Below are 15,788 nucleotides of genomic sequence, written 5' to 3'. Positions count from 1 at the left end.
ACTTTGCGGGTACCCTGTGGGTACTCGCGATCACTAGGCAGGAATCAGGGTGGACAGCCTCTGCCAACGATTAGCACCTGATGCCCGGGGAGACTGCCCGCCCCAAGGTGCAGCGGCGTGGTGCCTGCACGGTGGAGATTGCTCCCAGGGAGCCAGTCAGGACAACTGACAGTGTTACCCCGAAATGGCCCCTGAAACCGGGTGGAGCATAATTGGTGCCAGGCGGGAAAATGCCGGGATATAGGGAGACTTGCCGTCACAGCACGACGGCGGCGGATCCGGCCTGTAAATATTGTTGACGTACCGTCAGCCGCGGCGTACCCCGGGAGCGGTTCGCCTTGACCCATTCGGGGATTGGCAACATGATGATTTTATTCGCTTATGAGGACTGCCTATGGTGCCATTGCCATTCATAGACCGTGTGAAATACATCGTTGAGCGCCAGTTCGTAAAGGGCGCCCTGTTCCAGCTGTTGGTGGTCGGTGTCTGCATTGGCCTGATTTCGCTGGTGGGCGGGCTGCTGGTCTGGCCGGGGAGCGACTCCTTCAACAGCCTGGGCGACGCGGTCTGGTGGGCCTTCCTGCGGCTGACGGACCCCGGTTACCTGGGGGACGACCAGGGCGACTGGCGGCGCTTGGTATCCACCCTGCTGACCATTACCGGCTACGTGGTGTTCATGGGCACGCTGGTGGCCATCCTCACCCGCTCGCTGATTGCCCGGATGACCGATCTGGAGCGGGGGCTGACACCGGTCACCCTGCGCCATCATGTGGTGGTGCTGGGCTGGAACAGCCGCACCATCCCGCTGATCCAGGAGCTGCTTGCCTCCAGCGGTCGGGTGCGTCGCTTCCTGGCTCTGCACGCCACCCGCCGTTTGCGGATGGTGGTGTTGTCGGAGGAGGTCTCCTCGGCACAGGTCCTGAGTCTGAGCAGCGACCGAGAAATCGGCCGGTGGGCCCGCCAGATCGTCCTGCGCTCGGGAACCCCCCTGCAGCCCGAGGCGCTGCACCGGGTCGCCTGCCTCGACGCCGCGGCGGTGATCGTGCCCAGCGGCCGGGGGCACGGCTCCGACAGTCTGGTGTCGGCGGACGTACAGACCGTCAAGGCGTTGCTGTCGATGGCGTCCCAGGCCCAGTATCAACGCCGGCCGTTGCCTTATGTCGTTGCCGAAATCGACGACATCCGCAAACAGGCGGTGGTGGAGCGGGCCTATCCGGGGCCGCTGGAGGTGATCGCCGGCGATGCGGTGCTCAGCCGCCTGCTGGTGCAGACGATCCTCCACCCCGGCCTGTCGGAAGTGCTGAACGAGCTGCTCACGGCTCGGGTTGGCAACGATATCTACGTGCGCTCCGGCGATATTGCCGAGGGCCAGACCCTCGGCGAACTGGCGCAGACCTGCCCGGCGGCCATCATCCTGGGGCTGCTGGAAGCCGAGGGAGACGGCTGGCGGGTTCGCCTGAACGCGCCAGCCACCACGCCGATCCGCGCCGAGGACCGGCTCATAATCCTGGCCCGGGACTACGCCGAGACTCAGCCGACGGCCGACCCAAAAACCACCCTGGCCCCGGTTGGGCGCGGGCCGACGCCCACCCTGCCGCTGACCCATACCGGCCCACGCCACCGGATCCTGGTGCTGGGCTGGAACGAGCGTGTGCCGGCGCTGCTGGCGGAAATGACCGGCTATCGCGATCACGCCTTCGCGGTCGACCTGGTCTCGATCCTTCCCGCCCACGAGCGGGAGCTGGCGATCGACCGCTACTTCGGCGACAACATCCGGCTGACGCATCACCAGATCGAGGCGGATTTTGTGGTCGAGGCGGAGCTGCGTGCCCTGGAGCCGGCCGCGTACGACTGCATCCTGTTGCTCAGCAGTGATCGTCTGGCCTCCGGCGAGGAAGCCGATGCCCGTACGATGATGGGCTACCTGCAATTGCAGGAAGTGCTGGCGGGAGCCAGCGACCCGCCGCAGGTCATTATGGAGCTGAGTGATCCCGACAACGAAACGCTGCTGGTCACCAACCAGAGCGAAACCATGGTCAGCCCGATGATCCTCAGTCACCTGCTGGCCCAGGTGGCCCTGCGGCGGGAACTGCGGGTGGTTTTCGACGAACTGTTCACGCCGGGCGGCGCGGAGATCATCTTCCGCGAGCCGGCGGATTATGCGTTACCGGCTGCCCCGGACTTCGCGGCCCTGGAGTCGGCGGCCGGCGCCTGCGGGGAAACCGCGCTCGGTGTCTTCCGGTCCCGGCCGGACAGCAGCGGCGCCTGGCTGGTGCTCAATCCGGAGCGGGACACGCCGCTGGATCTGCAGGCCGGAGACCGGTTGGTGATCCTTGGCGGTAATGCCGGCCACACGACCGAATCCAATGAAGGGGATACCATGGAGGCAACCGCATGACGCCAGCCATCGACCAGGCCCGCAAGGCCGGGGTGAGGTTCGACATCCTCGAGTACGAGCACGATGCCAGCGCCGAGAGTTACGGCGAAGAGGCGGCTGTTAAACTGGGGCTGTCGCCGGACCGGGTTTTCAAGACGCTGGTGGTGAAACTGGATAGCGGTGCGCTGGCCGTGGGCATCGTAGCGGTCACCGGTAAACTGAACCTGAAGCAGATGGCCCGGGCGGCCGGTGCGAAAAAGGCCGCCATGGCGGAAGCCCGGGATGTGGAACGGGTGACCGGCTACGTATTGGGGGGCGTGAGCCCGCTGGGCCAGAAAAAACGGCTGACAACCGTGGTGGATGCCTCGGCCCAGTCGCTGGAGACCCTCTACGTCAGCGCCGGGCGCTGGAAATCGCCCTGGCGCCGGATGACCTGCTGACACTGACGGGCGGCCGCCTGGCGCCGATCGCCCAAACCTGAACAACGGGAGCCTGCCATGCGTATTGGAACACTGGCCCGCAAGACCGGGTTTTCCCAGGAAACCATTCGCTACTACGAAAAGATCGGCCTGATCCCGCAACCGGATCGCAGCGAGGCCAACTATCGCGATTACAGCGACGGCTACCTGGACCGGTTGCGGTTTATCGCCAACTGCCGGTCGCTGGACATGACCCTCGATGAAGTCCGTCACCTGCTGGAGCTGCGGGACCATCCGGAAGCCCGGTGCGGTGAGGCGAACGCGTTGCTGGGCGAGCATCTCGAGCATGTCCGCCATCGCATCGGGGAACTGAACCAACTGGCGCGCCAACTGGAAGTGATCCAGAGCCAGTGCGATGCGGATTACCCCGCCCGCGACTGCGGCATCCTCAACGAGCTGGATCGGATGGAGCCGGTCAACGACGAGCCGGATAACAGCCACGTTCCCGGCAGTCACGGTCACCGGCCCGGCTGAGGCGTTCCTCAGCGGCGCCTTAACCCAGGCTTTCCGGCAGCGGCGTGCGGTCCACCGGATTGAGATGCTGGTTGACGTGGCCGGCCAGGGCCACGCCGGTTTCGTTCATGGTCAGGTAGGCGTCGTCGGCACCGGCCTCCCGGATCTGCGGCACCTCGTCCTCGTGCAGGGTGTGGGCGGCAATGAAACCGGTAAAGCCACGCTCGCGCAGCTTGCGGGCGGCGATCTTCTTGCCTTCGATATCGTGCAGGCAGAGGATCACGGCCTCCAGTTCGGGCATGTCCAGTGTCTGCCAGAAGTTGAAGTCCTCCGCATCCGCAAAGAAGACGTTGCGGCCTGCCATGCGGTGCCCCTTGAGCCGCGCCGGGTCGGAATCCAGGCCCATCAGCCGGGACTCGGTGTGTCGCAGTTCTTCGTAGGCCGCCGTGCCGGTCCGGCCCATGCCGATGATCAGCACCCGGGTGTCGCCCAGGGAAACGGGCTGTTCGTCGGGGTGCCGCTTGCTGGATTCGAGCGGGTCGATGTAACGGGCGATGCGGGCATAGAGCGGATGGGCCAGGCGGTTGAGCGGCGCCGAGATGATGAACGACAGTGCTACCGTGACGGCCAGCGGTACCAGCCACTGGGGCAGGGCGACGCTGGCCAGGATCAGGCCGAACTCGCTGTAGTTGGTCAGCAGCAGGCTGGACAGGAAACTGCTGCGCGCGCGCAGCCGGAACAGCAGCAACAACCCGAAGAAGAGCAGCCCCTTGAGCGGCAGCAACAGGGCCGCCACCACCGCGAACAGCAGGGCATGGTCGTCCGGCAGTCCGCCCATGCCGATCTGCAGGAAGAAACCCACCAGGAACACTTCCTTGACGCTCCACAGGGAGTTGGACAGCTCCACCGCCCGTGGGTGTCTGGCCAGCAGCGCACCCATCAACAGCGCCCCCAGTTCGGAGCTCAGGCCGGCCAGCTCGAAGCCGATGCCGCCCACCGCCAGGGCCAGCATCAGGCCCAGCAGCACCAGCAGTTCGTCGTGGCCGGAGGCGTCCAGCAGCCGGAACAGCAAGGGTCGCAGCAGCGGCAGCGCAAAGACCAGCAGGGCGTAGACCGAGGGCGAATGGCCGGCGGTGAGGCTCATCACCCCCAGGGCGAGCAGGTCCTGCATCACCAGGATGCCGATGGCGACCCGACCGTGGAATGCGCGCAGTTCCTGCTTCGATTCCAGCACCTTGGCGGCCAGCACCGTGCTGGAAAAGGACAGGGCAATGGCCAGCGTCAGGGCATCGGCGGTGCTCAGGTCCAGCAGCAGGTAGAGCCCCGGCATGAACACCAGCCCGGTGATGGCAAAGTGCAGCAGGCTGCCGCCGATCACTTCGGGGCGGAAAATGGAGCGGAATTTCAGTTTGAGGCCGACGGTAAACAGCAGGAGCAGGACGCCCAGGTGGGCCAGTTCCCCGAGGATGAGGTTATCCTCGGTCTGCAGGTCAAACGGCGCTGCCAGGCCACTGAGGGTGAAGCCGGCCACCAGGTAGCCCACCAGTGGCGGCAGTCCGGCGGACCGCGCCAGCAGGCCCAGGGTGAATGCGAAGAAGATCCAGAGTGCCTCTGTCATGGTTGGCCTGCAGTCCTTTCCCGGTACGCCATCGACACGGCCCCGATTGTTTCAGGTTATGCCGGCTCCCGCCAGTGCCCGGGTAACGGGTGGTGTCAGGGACTGTGGGCTTTCAGCGCGATGTGGTACTTGCCGGCCAACTCGGCCAGTTCGCCCGACTCCTTGAGGGCCTGCAGGCCGTTATCGAGGATGTCGGCATAGCGCCGGGCGTTGGGGTTGGCCGGGGAAAAGGCGATGAACAGGGGTTCGCGCGAGGCGATGCCGGCTTTGCGCAGTGCCGTCGGATGCCTTGATTGGGCCAGGAAATAGCGCATGACGGCCTCTTCCTCGACGAAGGCGTCGATGCGCTTGAGGCCCAGCATGTCCAGGAAGCGGCCGATGACGTTCTGGCCGTTGAGGATCATCAGGCGCTGGCGATCGGCGCGGTGGGGCGTGATGTAGCGGTCATTGAGGTCGCCATAGGAGTAGTCATCGATCACGCCCAGCCTGATGGTCGCCAGGGAGTCGTCGTTGCGGTATTGCCAGGGGGAATCGACCCGGGTGAAGAAGGTATGCCGGGCCATGGCCAGGGGGCGCTTGGGGAAAACCAGGTTGGGGACTTCCGTGCGTCCGGTGCCGACAAGGGCCGTGTACTGGCCGGTTTCCACTTCCTTGATCGCCCGGCTCCAGGGGCGGGTCACGTAGATCACCGTATAGCCGGCGCGCCCGAAGATGCGGTCGGCCACTTCAATCAGGAACCCCGGACGATCACTTTCCGGCTTGCAGTTGAATGGGCACCAGTAGTCCGCCACCAGGGTCAGCGTTTCCGCACACAGGGGCAGGAGCCAGGCAAACAGAACGAGGCTGATCACAGCCCGGAAACGATGCAATGGTAGGGATCCCGCGAGTGATGACGTGAACTTATTATATGAAAGCTGGACCTGTTTGCCAGTTCCAGCGAGATCAGTTCCCCGCCTGGTCCTGGATGAACCCCTGGACCAGTGCGGCGGTCCGTTCCGGCACCTCGATCATCGGGACATGACCCACGTCGTCCAGGATGACCTTGCGCGCGTGGGGAATGCGCGTCTCGAAAATGTCGGCATTGCGATAGTCGATCACCCGGTCCTCCCGGCCCCAGATGATCAGCACCGGCGCGCGGATGCTGGCCAACCGTTCGCGGAAGGCCGGGTCGTAGCCGGAGTTTTCAATCTGGGAGAAGATCCGGTGGTTGATCGCCCGGTTTGCCAGGGCGTGGTCTTCCATCACGCTGTAGATCGGCCAGGGCACGAAGGGTTTCCGCTCCATGGCGAAGTCCACGAGCTTTTCGAAGTCGCCGGGCCTCTCCACGATCAGTGGGTTGTCGCCCGCCTCCACTCGTTCCACCAGTTCGCTGTCATAGACCATGACCCCGGCGGGATCCAGCAGCGTGGCCGTTAACACGCGGTCCGGATAGGTGGCCGCGAACTGCGCGGTAATCGCACCGCCCATGGAGTTACCGACCATGTGGACCCGGTCCAGCTCCAGGGCGTCGAGGATCGCCTTCACGTAACCGGTCTGGGCGCCGATGGTGTAATCCCGATTGAGGTCCTTGTCGCTGGCGCCATGGCCAGGCAGGTCGATGGCATAGACGTTGTAGTGATCGGTGAGCTCCCCGGCCATGCCCAGCCAGTTTTCCTTGTTGGCGGCAAAGCCGTGCAGCAGCACCATGTCCGGGCCATCTACCGGGTATTGGTTGTGCAGGTAGGCGACCGTGTGCTGATCCACCTCCATGGACGCGTCCAACAGGCCGGCGGCCTTGCGCTCGTGAGCGATCATGGCGTCGTAGACCGCCTCCCGGGAACACCCGGCAAGCAGCAGCGTGCAGACCATCAGGGTGAATACAACGGCGGGGCGCAAGGCCACGGACAGCGATAACGGCATGATGATCCCTGCTCGGTGAATGACGCATAAAAAAGCCCGGTCAGTGACCGGGCCGGGTGTTCAGTCCTGCGACTCGCGGGCGATGGCCCTGTAGGCGATGTCCCTGCGGTAGAAGGCGCCGTCCCAGTGGATTCGGCCGGCCAGCTCGTAGGCCCGCTTCTGGGCTTCGGTCACGCTCTCGCCCAGCGCTGTTGCACAGAGTACACGACCGCCGCTGGTGACGACGTGATCACCGTCAAGCCGGGTGCCAGCATGGAACACCTTCTCGCCCTCGGTCTCGCTCTCGGGCAGGCCGCTGATCACCTTGCCCTTCTCGTAGCTGCCCGGGTAACCGCCGGCGGCGAGCACGATGCCCACCGAGGCGCGCGGATCCCAGTTGGACTCGCACTGGTCCAGCTTGCCGTCGACGGCGGCCGAACACAGTTCGGCGAGGTCGGATTGCATGCGCAGCATGATCGGCTGGGTTTCCGGGTCGCCGAAGCGGCAGTTGAACTCGATCACCTTGGGCGCACCGTCGGGATCGATCATCAGGCCCGCGTATAGGAAGCCGGTATAAGGGTGGCCTTCCTTCGCCATGCCTTCGACGGTCGGCGTGATCACTTCGTCCATGATGCGCTGGTAGACCGCGTCGGTGACCACCGGCGCGGGGGAATAGGCGCCCATGCCGCCGGTGTTGGGACCGGTATCGCCATCGCCGACGCGCTTGTGGTCCTGGCTGGTGGCCATGGGCAGCACGTGTTGGCCATCCACCATGACGATGAAACTGGCTTCCTCGCCGTCCAGGAATTCCTCGATCACCACCCGGCTGCCGGCGTCGCCGAAGGCATTGCCGGCCAGCATGTCACGGATGGCATCTTCGGCGTCTTCCAGCGTCATGGCGACGATCACGCCCTTGCCGGCGGCGAGCCCGTCCGCCTTCACCACGATCGGCGCGCCCTGCTCGCGGACATAGTCCAGCGCTTCATCCATGTCGGTGAAGTTGGCGTAGGCGGCGGTGGGGATCCGGTGGCGGGCCAGGAAGTCCTTGGTGAAGGCCTTGGAGCCTTCCAACTGGGCTGCGCCCTTGTCCGGGCCAAAGACCCGCAGGCCACGCTGGCGGAACAGGTCCACGATGCCGGCCACCAGCGGTGCTTCCGGGCCGACAATGGTCAGGCCTACATCGTTGGCCTCGGCGAAGTCCGCCAGTTTGTCCAGTTCCATGACGTCGATGTCGACGTTTTCCAGGTTGGGCTCGCGGGCGGTACCGGCATTGCCCGGTGCCACGAAGACCCTGTCCGCATGGGGGGACTGGGCGGCCTTCCAGGCCAGGGCATGTTCACGGCCGCCGCTGCCAATAATCAGAATGTTCATGGGGGTCGTCCTGTCGGCTCAGTGGCGGAAGTGGCGCATACCGGTGAAGACCATGGCGATGCCGTGCTCGTTGGCGGCGTCGATGACTTCCTGGTCACGCATGGAGCCGCCCGGCTGGATCACGGCCTTGATGCCGGCGGCCGCGGCCGCATCGATGCCGTCCCGGAACGGGAAGAAGGCGTCGGAGGCCATGACGGAACCCGGCACTTCCAGGCCTTCGTCCGCCGCCTTGATGCCGGCGATCTTCGCGCTGTAGACCCGGCTCATCTGGCCGGCGCCGATGCCGATGGTGCGGCCGGCCTTGGCGTAGACGATGGCGTTGGACTTGACGTACTTGGCGACTTCCCAGGCAAACAGCAGGTCGTTCAGCTCATCCTTGCTGGGCTGGCGCTCACTGACCACCTTGACGTCGTCCATCGAGACCATGCCCAGGTCGCGATCCTGCACCAGCAGGCCACCGGTCACGCGCTTGTAGTCCATGGCCTTTTCACGCTCCGGGGCGAATTCGCCGCAGGCCAGCAGGCGCACATTCTTCTTGGTGGCGACAATCTCGACCGCCTCGTCGGCGATGGTCGGGGCGATGATCACTTCCACGAACTGACGGTCGACGATGGCCTTGGCCGTGTCGGCGTCCAGTTCCCGGTTGAAGGCGATGATGCCGCCAAAGGCGGAGGTGGGGTCGGTGGCAAAGGCCAGGTCATAGGCCTGACGGATGTCCGCGCCGATGGCCACGCCGCAGGGGTTGGCGTGCTTGACGATGACGCAGGCCGGATCCGCGAACGGCTTGACGCATTCCAGCGCCGCGTCGGTGTCCGCCACGTTGTTATAGGAGAGTTCCTTGCCCTGCAGCTGCTTGGCGGTCGCCACGGAGGCTTCCTGCGGGTTGCGTTCGGCATAGAAGGCCGCGCGCTGGTGCGGGTTCTCGCCGTAGCGCATGTCCTGCACCTTGACGAACTGGGAGTTGAAGGTGCGCGGGAAATCCGGGTTGTCATTGTCGGCGGTGCGCCCGCCCAGGTAGTTGGCGATGGCGCCGTCGTAAGCCGCCGTGTGTTCGAACGCCTTCACCGCCAGGTCGAAGCGGGTGTCGTAGCTCAGGGCGCCGTCGTCTTCCAGCTCGCCCAGCACGCGGTCGTAGTCGATGGCGTTGACCACGATGGCGACGTCGTCATGGTTCTTGGCGGCGGCGCGGACCATGGTCGGACCGCCGATGTCGATGTTCTCGATGGCCGTGGACAGGTCGCAGTCGGGCTTGGCGACGGCCTGCTCGAATGGGTACAGGTTGACCACCACCATGTCGATGGGCTTGATGCCGTGCTCGTCCATGACGGTATCGTCGGTGCCGCGACGGCCGAGGATGCCGCCGTGGACTTTCGGGTGCAGGGTCTTGACGCGACCGGCCATCATTTCCGGGAAGCCGGTGTAGTCGGACACTTCGGTGACCGGGACGCCGTTTTCCTGGAGCAGGCGGAAAGTGCCGCCTGTGGAGAGGAGTTCGACGTCGCGGGCGCTCAGGGCGCGGGCGAAGTCAACGATGCCGGTTTTGTCGGAGACGCTGATCAGGGCGCGTCGGATCGGGGTGGGAGCCTTGTTTGCCATGAGAGTACGATTTTTTCCGGGGACTGAACGAAATGAGGGCCGCGCGGTGGTTACCGGAGGCCCTCGTGGAATCGGGTTAAGCGATTATAGCAGACCGTACTGCTTGAGCTTCTTGCGGAGCGTCCCGCGGTTGAGGCCCAGCATGGTGGATGCCTTGGTCTGGTTGTTACGGGTGTAGCGCATGACCTGCTCCAGCAGCGGCGCTTCGACTTCGCTCAGTACCAGCTGGTACACGTCGGTGACCGGGGCGCCGTCGAGCTGCTCGAAGTAGTTGGTCAGGGCCACCTCGACGCTGTCGCGCAGGGTGACGGTGGTGCCGTCCTGCCCGGGCGTCTGCAGGCCGGGATTGCCGTCGCCGTTGGGGGTGGTGGTCTGTTCGTTGGCCAGTGTCTCAGCGGTCATGCTGCGAATACCTCTCCATTTCGTAAGCCTGAAAAGTACTGTTCAATACTGTCGAGTTGCGCCTGGGCCGCTTCAAGCTGGTTGAAGTGGCGGCGGAACTGTTTGTCCTCGTCGTGGGACTGGAGGTACCAGCCCACATGCTTGCGGGCAATGCGAACGCCCATGTGTTCGCCATAGAACCCGTGCAGTGCGATCAGATGCCCGGTGAGCAACGTCTCGACCTCATCCAGTGAGGGACCGGGTAAATGCCGGCCGGTTCTCAGGAAATGCTCGATTTCCCGGAAAATCCAGGGGCTGCCCTGGGCGGCCCGCCCGATCAGCAGGCCGTCGGCACCGGTGTGCTTCAGCACATGCCGTGCCTTCTCCGGCGAATCGATATCGCCGTTGGCGAACACCGGAATCCCGACACTGGCCTTGACGGCGGCGATGGTGTCGTACTCGGCCTCGCCCCTGTAGGCATCCGCCCGGGTTCTTCCATGAATGGCCAGGGCCTGGATGCCTGCGTCCTGTGCCATTCGTGCAATCAACGGCGCATTGCGGTGCTCGCGATCCCAGCCGGTCCGCATTTTCAGGGTCACCGGTACATCCACGGCGTCGACGACGGCGTGCAGGATGTCGCGCACCAGCGGCTCGTCCTTCATGAGCGCGGAGCCGGCAGCCTTGTTGCACACCTTCTTGGCCGGGCAGCCCATGTTGATGTCGATGATCTGGGCGCCGTTTTCCACGTTCAGGCGGGCGGCGTTGGCCAGCATCTCGGCATCGCCGCCGGCAATCTGCACACTGCGGGGCTCCGGCTCACCGGCATGATCCAGGCGCAGCCGGGACTTGCGGGTATGCCACAGCCGGCTGTCGGCAATCACCATCTCCGAGACCGCCAGTCCGGCGCCGAGCCGACGGCAGAGCAGGCGAAAAGGTCGGTCCGTCACACCTGCCATGGGCGCTACGATCAACGAGTTGGGTAGTGTGTAGGGACCGATCTTCGCTTTGGGTAGCATCTGTTCGCACCTCGTTGATCTGGTTAAAACTCAACCAGCTCTCAAGGGGCGACAATGATACCCCTGACCCTCCCGGGATTGAAGGGGTAATCTCGCGAAAAAATTGATTATTTTTCGCTCTATCTGGTTGACTTTTCGACGCCGGAATGCGTCCTTCGGGAAGGCTTATCGTCAATCGGCTATTGACGGAAAGACCGCCCGGCGTTCAATGCCGGGCGGCCTGTGAGAGAGGCTACTGGGTGGAACGGGCGATAAAGGTGATGTTGTAGTTGACGGCATCCCGGCCCGGGTCCCGGATATGGATGGATATCCGGATCGGTGTCTGGCTGGGCATCATCGACAGGTCCTGGGCTTCACCGGAGAGGTATTCGTCCGGCTCGAACAGGCTCTGGGCTACGACATCCCCGTTCAGGTTGGAGAACGTCAGGCCGATGTTGGGGAAGGGCTGTTCGAAGCCGGCCTCGTTGACCAGGACCGCGTCCACCACCAGCGTGCCGCGCTGGTCCGGGTCGGTGCGCACCACCAGCTTCTGGCTCTGGATGCGGTCGATGGCCACCAACGGCGGCAGCTCGCAGCCCAGGATCTCGCAGCCCTGCTCATAGTAGGGGCGCAGTTCGGGAATGCTGGACAGGCGGTCGAGCTGGAAATAGGTGACCTGGGACACCAGTACGCCCAGCAGGACCAGGACCAGCAGGGTCCAGATGCTGCGGCGCAACCAGGAGCGCCGCGGCTTGCCGATGGCAATGGGGTCGTGGCGCAGATTCTGGAACGGGCTGCTGCTGCCCAGCCGGCGGGTGGCGGCCAGCGGTTCGTCACGCTCGGGGCGAATGGCATCCGGCTCAGGCTGGGCGGGTTGCTGGTGCGTGGCATGCGGGGTATCGGTGGCTGGCCCGAACGATTCGGTCTCGGGTTCCGGTTCGGGACGACGCTGTGGGCGCTCAGGCTCGGAAGGCGGCGCCTTGAAAACGGTGCGCTGGCTGAAGGCGTCGTCGAGCAGGTCGTCATCGTCGGACGGCGGCTCCGGTGTGGGCTCCGGCTTGTGGGGTTCGGGAGGCGATGGTTTGGGCGCCTTGCGGGTCATGGACTCGCTTTCGTCGAGGATTGCTTCGGCCCAGCTCTCGTCGACATCCGTCTTGACTTCATCTTCGTCGTCGCCGAAACCGCTGTCCCGGGTTTCGTCGAAATTCAGGAAGCTGTCGCTCAGCTCGTCTTCATCGAAAGTGGTCTTGGTGCCGGCGTAGTTGCCCTCGGCGGCGTCCTCTTCTGGATCGTCCTCAAAGATGAGCTCCTCTTCCTCCATAAACCTGCTGGAGGCGTCGGCGGGCGGCTCCTCCGGTGCGGACTTGGGGGCCGGGGACGGCGGTGTGGATGGCCGCGGCTTGCTGGCGGCGGTTTCACTGTGTTCGAGGGCGTTGAACACTTCCATGCAGTTGCCGCACCGGACCTTGCCGCGGGCAATACCGAGCTGTTCCTCGGTGACCCGGAACCGGGTGTCGCAGTGGGGGCAACGTGTCAGCGTACTGCTCTGGCTCATCCTTTATTCCTGTCGCAGGTCACGGCTCGGAGTCCCTGTCATTCCGGAAAGGCCCGACGACCCTCGTGAACGCCCGCTACGGGTGTTCGGGAGGGTCTCCCAGGCTGGCCCGACCGGCTGTCCATCCTTGTTGATCCGCTCCTATCGAGCGGCGGGCCGCAGGATCTGTGAGGGCCACAGTGTAGACGGTCCGCCGGTCGTCGTCATCTGTCGCGACGTCGTCCTGTGAGGCGGACCCAATCCTCCTGCTGGACCGGCTCGTCCATGATAAACCAGGGCTCGTAGGCGTCCATCACCTCCCGGGCCTGGTTGGACAGAATACCGGACAGCACGATGTCACCGCCATCCTTCACCCGGCTGGCCAGTTTGGGAGTCAGGCCAAGCAGCGGCTGGGCGAGGATGTTGGCCAGCAGGACGTCCGCCTGGGTGTCCGGCTCCTGGTCCGGCAGGTACAGGTCGAGCCGCGGATCATCGATGCTGTTGCGACGCGCATTGTCGCGGCTGGCTTCGAGGGCCTGGGGATCGGTATCGACGCCGATGACGTGTCTGGCGCCCAGCAGCAGGGCCGCCAGTCCCAGAATGCCAGAGCCGCAGCCGTAGTCGATTACCTGGGTGTCCTGCAACGGCTTGCCGTCGAGCCATTCCAGGCACAGGGCGGTGGTCGGGTGGGTGCCGGTGCCGAAGGCCAGGCCCGGGTCGAGCATCAGATTGGCGGCTTCCACATCGGGAACGTCGTGCCAGCTGGGCACGATCCACAGGCGCCGGCCGAAGCGCAGCGGCTTGAAGTCGTCCATCCAGGCCCGTTCCCAGTCCTTGTCCTCGAGCAGGGAAACGTCGATTTCGCCGATTTCCTGCTGGGTCTGCTGGTGGTAGGCCTCGGCCAGCATGGCCTTGAGGCTGTCGATGCCGGTGTCGGCATTGAACAGGCCGGTGACCCGGGTCTGGCCCCACAGCGGCGTGGTGCCCGGGTCCGGTTCATAGAGGGGCTGGTCGGCGGCATCCTCCATGGTGACGGCGTCGGCGCCGGCTTCCATGAGGATATCCTCCAGTAAATCCGCGTGTTCCGGATCGGTGGGAACGCGCACCTGGATCCAGCGCATAGGGTTACTCCGTCAATGTGAGGGTGGCGACTGCAGTCGGTCTGGCCCCGAGTGCGAAACGATCAGCCTTCCTGAAGGCAGCGCCCCCAATGCCGCATCGCGTCGACGCATCATTGGGGGCGTTGAGGCCGTCAATACCACATTGACGCGGCACGACTAGTCTTTGATCAGCTTCTCGAGATAGTGGATGGTAAATTCCACATTCTTGAAGCCGCCGTCAAGGATCAATCGGCGATGCAGGGGCTGATTGGTCTTGATGCCTTCCACGACCAGCTCGTCCAGGGCGTTCTTCATCCGCTTGCGCGCGGTCTCGCGATCCTCGCCGAAGCTGATGAGCTTACCGATCAGCGAGTCGTAGTAGGGCGGTACCGAATAGCCGGTGTACATGTGGGAATCCACGCGTACGCCGTTGCCACCGGGAGCATGGAAATGCTTCACCTGGCCCGGGCTGGGGATGAACGTCTGGGGATCCTCGGCGTTGATCCGGCACTCCATGGCGTGGCCGGTGACGCGGATTTCGTCCTGGGAGAAGGTGAGCGGCAGGCCGCTGGCCACCCTCAACTGCTCCTTGACGATGTCCACGCCGGTGACCATTTCCGAGACCGGGTGTTCCACCTGGACCCGGGTGTTCATTTCGATGAAGTAGAACTGGCCGTCCTGGTACAGGAACTCGAAAGTGCCGGCGCCGACATAGCCGATTTCCTTACAGGCATCGACACAGGCCTGCAGGGTTTTTTCCCGGGCCTCGGGGTCGATGTTCGGTGCCGGCGCTTCCTCGATGACCTTCTGGTGCCGGCGCTGCATGGAACAGTCGCGGTCGCCCAGGTGGATCACGTTGCCGTGCATGTCGGCCAGGACCTGCACCTCCACGTGGCGCGGTCGCTCCAGGTATTTCTCCAGGTAGCAGGTCTCGTCGCCAAAGGCGTTGCGGGCCTCGGACTTGGTAATCTGGATGCTCTTGAGCAGCGCGGCTTCGGAATGCACCACCTGCATGCCGCGGCCACCGCCGCCGGAGGCCGCCTTGATGATGACCGGGTAGCCGATCTTGCGGGCCACCTTGAGCGTGTGGGCGTCATCGTCCGTAATCGGGCCGTCGGAGCCCGGTACGGTGGGCACACCGGCCTTGACCATCGCGTTGATGGCGGAAACCTTGTTGCCCATCAGACGGATGGTTTCGGCGCGTGGGCCGATAAAGCGGAAGCCGCTCTTCTCGACCTGCTCGGCGAAGTCGGCATTCTCTGCCAGGAACCCGTAGCCGGGGTGGATGCCCTCGGCATCGGTCACTTCCGCGGCACTGATGATGGCAGGAATGTTGAGGTAGCTTTCAGTCGCACTGTTGGGGCCGATGCAGACGGATTCGTCGGCGAGGCGCACGTGCATCAGGTCGCGATCGACCTGGGAATGAACGGCAACCGTGCCGATGCCGAGTTCTTTGCACGCCCGCAGGATACGAAGCGCGATCTCGCCCCGGTTGGCGATCAGGACTTTATCAATCATGGCCATGGGTCAGTCGTCTTCGTTCAGGAGATAATGAAGAGCGGCTGGTCGAATTCAACCGGCTGCCCGTTCTCTACGAGAATGTCGACAATGGTGCCGCTCTTGTCAGCTTCGATCTGGTTCATCATCTTCATGGCTTCGACGATGCAGATGACGTCGCCGGCGGCAACGGTCTGACCGACTTCAACGAAGGCCTTGGCGGTCGGCGACGGTGAACGGTAGAAGGTGCCGACCATCGGCGAGCGAACCTGGTGTCCGGCGGGCATGTTGTCGGCCGGGGCTTCGGCGGCGGCCGGTTCGGCGGCTTGTTGCGGTGCCGGGGCGGCGGCCGGTGCCGGGGCGTAGTGGGCCGGAACCATCTGGGCGAAATCGGTCTGGCCGCGACGGCGGGTGATGCGGACCGCATCGTCACCTTCGCGGATCTCCAGTTCTTCCACGTCCGATTCTTCAATCAGTTCGATCAGCTTCTTTACTTTGCGAATATCCAT

13 protein-coding genes and 1 pseudogene are annotated in these 15,788 nt (G+C 64.4%); 3 read left to right on the top strand and 11 right to left on the bottom strand.

The features are described from left to right. Nucleotides 1-394: 394 nt before the first annotated feature. The 3 genes and pseudogenes from EZI54_RS03780 (at nucleotide 395) to cadR (ending at nucleotide 3,330) form a co-directional block, all read left to right on the top strand. Complete coding sequence (locus EZI54_RS03780) at nucleotides 395-2,398, top strand: CASTOR/POLLUX-related putative ion channel (RefSeq protein WP_131479210.1); 2,004 nt, start codon at nucleotides 395-397, stop codon at nucleotides 2,396-2,398. Next, a pseudogene (ybaK, locus tag EZI54_RS03775) lies at nucleotides 2,395-2,858 on the top strand (Cys-tRNA(Pro) deacylase). The gene EZI54_RS03780 and the pseudogene ybaK overlap by 4 nt, the downstream one beginning before the upstream one ends. 16 nt (nucleotides 2,859-2,874) lie before the next feature. Further along, a complete protein-coding gene (gene cadR / locus EZI54_RS03770) occupies nucleotides 2,875-3,330 on the top strand; it encodes a Cd(II)/Pb(II)-responsive transcriptional regulator (RefSeq protein ID WP_131479208.1) in 456 nt (151 codons plus the stop codon). Between the two features lie 19 nt (nucleotides 3,331-3,349). Here the strand turns inward: cadR and EZI54_RS03765 are convergent, their stop codons facing one another. From EZI54_RS03765 to accB, 11 genes are all read right to left on the bottom strand, one after another. Continuing rightward, nucleotides 3,350-4,927, bottom strand: a complete 1,578-nt coding sequence (locus EZI54_RS03765) for a cation:proton antiporter domain-containing protein (protein WP_131479206.1) — start codon at nucleotides 4,925-4,927, stop codon at nucleotides 3,350-3,352. Nucleotides 4,928-5,022: 95 nt separating this feature from the next. Continuing rightward, nucleotides 5,023-5,778 (bottom strand): substrate-binding periplasmic protein, encoded by a 756-nt coding sequence (locus EZI54_RS03760; RefSeq protein ID WP_165495670.1) that lies wholly within the window; start codon nucleotides 5,776-5,778, stop codon nucleotides 5,023-5,025. Between the two features lie 91 nt (nucleotides 5,779-5,869). Next, the gene (locus tag EZI54_RS03755) at nucleotides 5,870-6,826 is read right to left on the bottom strand and encodes an alpha/beta fold hydrolase (protein ID WP_131479202.1); all 957 of its coding nucleotides are present in this window, start codon (nucleotides 6,824-6,826) and stop codon (nucleotides 5,870-5,872) included. Between the two features lie 60 nt (nucleotides 6,827-6,886). Further along, nucleotides 6,887-8,176 (bottom strand): phosphoribosylamine--glycine ligase, encoded by a 1,290-nt coding sequence (gene purD, locus EZI54_RS03750; RefSeq protein ID WP_131479200.1) that lies wholly within the window; start codon nucleotides 8,174-8,176, stop codon nucleotides 6,887-6,889. 18 nt (nucleotides 8,177-8,194) lie between these two features. Continuing rightward, nucleotides 8,195-9,772, bottom strand: a complete 1,578-nt coding sequence (purH, locus tag EZI54_RS03745) for a bifunctional phosphoribosylaminoimidazolecarboxamide formyltransferase/IMP cyclohydrolase (RefSeq protein ID WP_131479198.1) — start codon at nucleotides 9,770-9,772, stop codon at nucleotides 8,195-8,197. Nucleotides 9,773-9,856: 84 nt separating this feature from the next. Then, nucleotides 9,857-10,174, bottom strand: a complete 318-nt coding sequence (gene fis / locus EZI54_RS03740; protein WP_131479196.1) for a DNA-binding transcriptional regulator Fis — start codon at nucleotides 10,172-10,174, stop codon at nucleotides 9,857-9,859. Beyond that, nucleotides 10,171-11,169 (bottom strand): tRNA dihydrouridine synthase DusB, encoded by a 999-nt coding sequence (gene dusB / locus EZI54_RS03735; protein ID WP_131479194.1) that lies wholly within the window; start codon nucleotides 11,167-11,169, stop codon nucleotides 10,171-10,173. Before dusB ends, fis begins: the two co-directional genes overlap by 4 nt. 232 nt (nucleotides 11,170-11,401) lie before the next feature. Further along, on the bottom strand, nucleotides 11,402-12,703 hold the full coding sequence (locus EZI54_RS03730) for a DUF3426 domain-containing protein (RefSeq protein WP_131479192.1): 1,302 nt from the start codon (nucleotides 12,701-12,703) through the stop codon (nucleotides 11,402-11,404). Nucleotides 12,704-12,906: 203 nt separating this feature from the next. After that, entirely contained in the window at nucleotides 12,907-13,803 is an 897-nt protein-coding gene (prmA, locus tag EZI54_RS03725) for a 50S ribosomal protein L11 methyltransferase (RefSeq protein WP_131479190.1), read from the bottom strand. A gap of 156 nt (nucleotides 13,804-13,959) precedes the next feature. Then, nucleotides 13,960-15,300, bottom strand: a complete 1,341-nt coding sequence (gene accC / locus EZI54_RS03720) for an acetyl-CoA carboxylase biotin carboxylase subunit (RefSeq protein ID WP_207389139.1) — start codon at nucleotides 15,298-15,300, stop codon at nucleotides 13,960-13,962. Between the two features lie 23 nt (nucleotides 15,301-15,323). Then, nucleotides 15,324-15,788, bottom strand: coding sequence for an acetyl-CoA carboxylase biotin carboxyl carrier protein (gene accB, locus EZI54_RS03715; RefSeq protein WP_131479186.1), 465 nt, complete (start codon nucleotides 15,786-15,788; stop codon nucleotides 15,324-15,326).

Origin of the sequence: Marinobacter halodurans (genome assembly GCF_004327985.1) — a bacterium.
Taxonomy (GTDB): Bacteria; Pseudomonadota; Gammaproteobacteria; order Pseudomonadales; family Oleiphilaceae; genus Marinobacter_A; species Marinobacter_A halodurans.
The sequence above is the reverse complement of the archived record's forward strand: the minus strand, read 5'-3'. Positions and strand labels throughout refer to the sequence as shown.

Coding starts and splice junctions, on each gene's coding strand:
- EZI54_RS03780 (WP_131479210.1), top strand. CDS start 395: ATGGTGCCATTGCCATTCATAGACCGTGTGAAATACATCGTTGAGCGC.
- cadR (WP_131479208.1), top strand. CDS start 2,875: ATGCGTATTGGAACACTGGCCCGCAAGACCGGGTTTTCCCAGGAAACC.
- EZI54_RS03765 (WP_131479206.1), bottom strand. CDS start 4,927: ATGACAGAGGCACTCTGGATCTTCTTCGCATTCACCCTGGGCCTGCTG.
- EZI54_RS03755 (WP_131479202.1), bottom strand. CDS start 6,826: ATGCCGTTATCGCTGTCCGTGGCCTTGCGCCCCGCCGTTGTATTCACC.
- purD (WP_131479200.1), bottom strand. CDS start 8,176: ATGAACATTCTGATTATTGGCAGCGGCGGCCGTGAACATGCCCTGGCC.
- purH (WP_131479198.1), bottom strand. CDS start 9,772: ATGGCAAACAAGGCTCCCACCCCGATCCGACGCGCCCTGATCAGCGTC.
- fis (WP_131479196.1), bottom strand. CDS start 10,174: ATGACCGCTGAGACACTGGCCAACGAACAGACCACCACCCCCAACGGC.
- dusB (WP_131479194.1), bottom strand. CDS start 11,169: ATGCTACCCAAAGCGAAGATCGGTCCCTACACACTACCCAACTCGTTG.
- EZI54_RS03730 (WP_131479192.1), bottom strand. CDS start 12,703: ATGAGCCAGAGCAGTACGCTGACACGTTGCCCCCACTGCGACACCCGG.
- prmA (WP_131479190.1), bottom strand. CDS start 13,803: ATGCGCTGGATCCAGGTGCGCGTTCCCACCGATCCGGAACACGCGGAT.
- accC (WP_207389139.1), bottom strand. CDS start 15,300: ATGATTGATAAAGTCCTGATCGCCAACCGGGGCGAGATCGCGCTTCGT.
- accB (WP_131479186.1), bottom strand. CDS start 15,788: ATGGATATTCGCAAAGTAAAGAAGCTGATCGAACTGATTGAAGAATCG.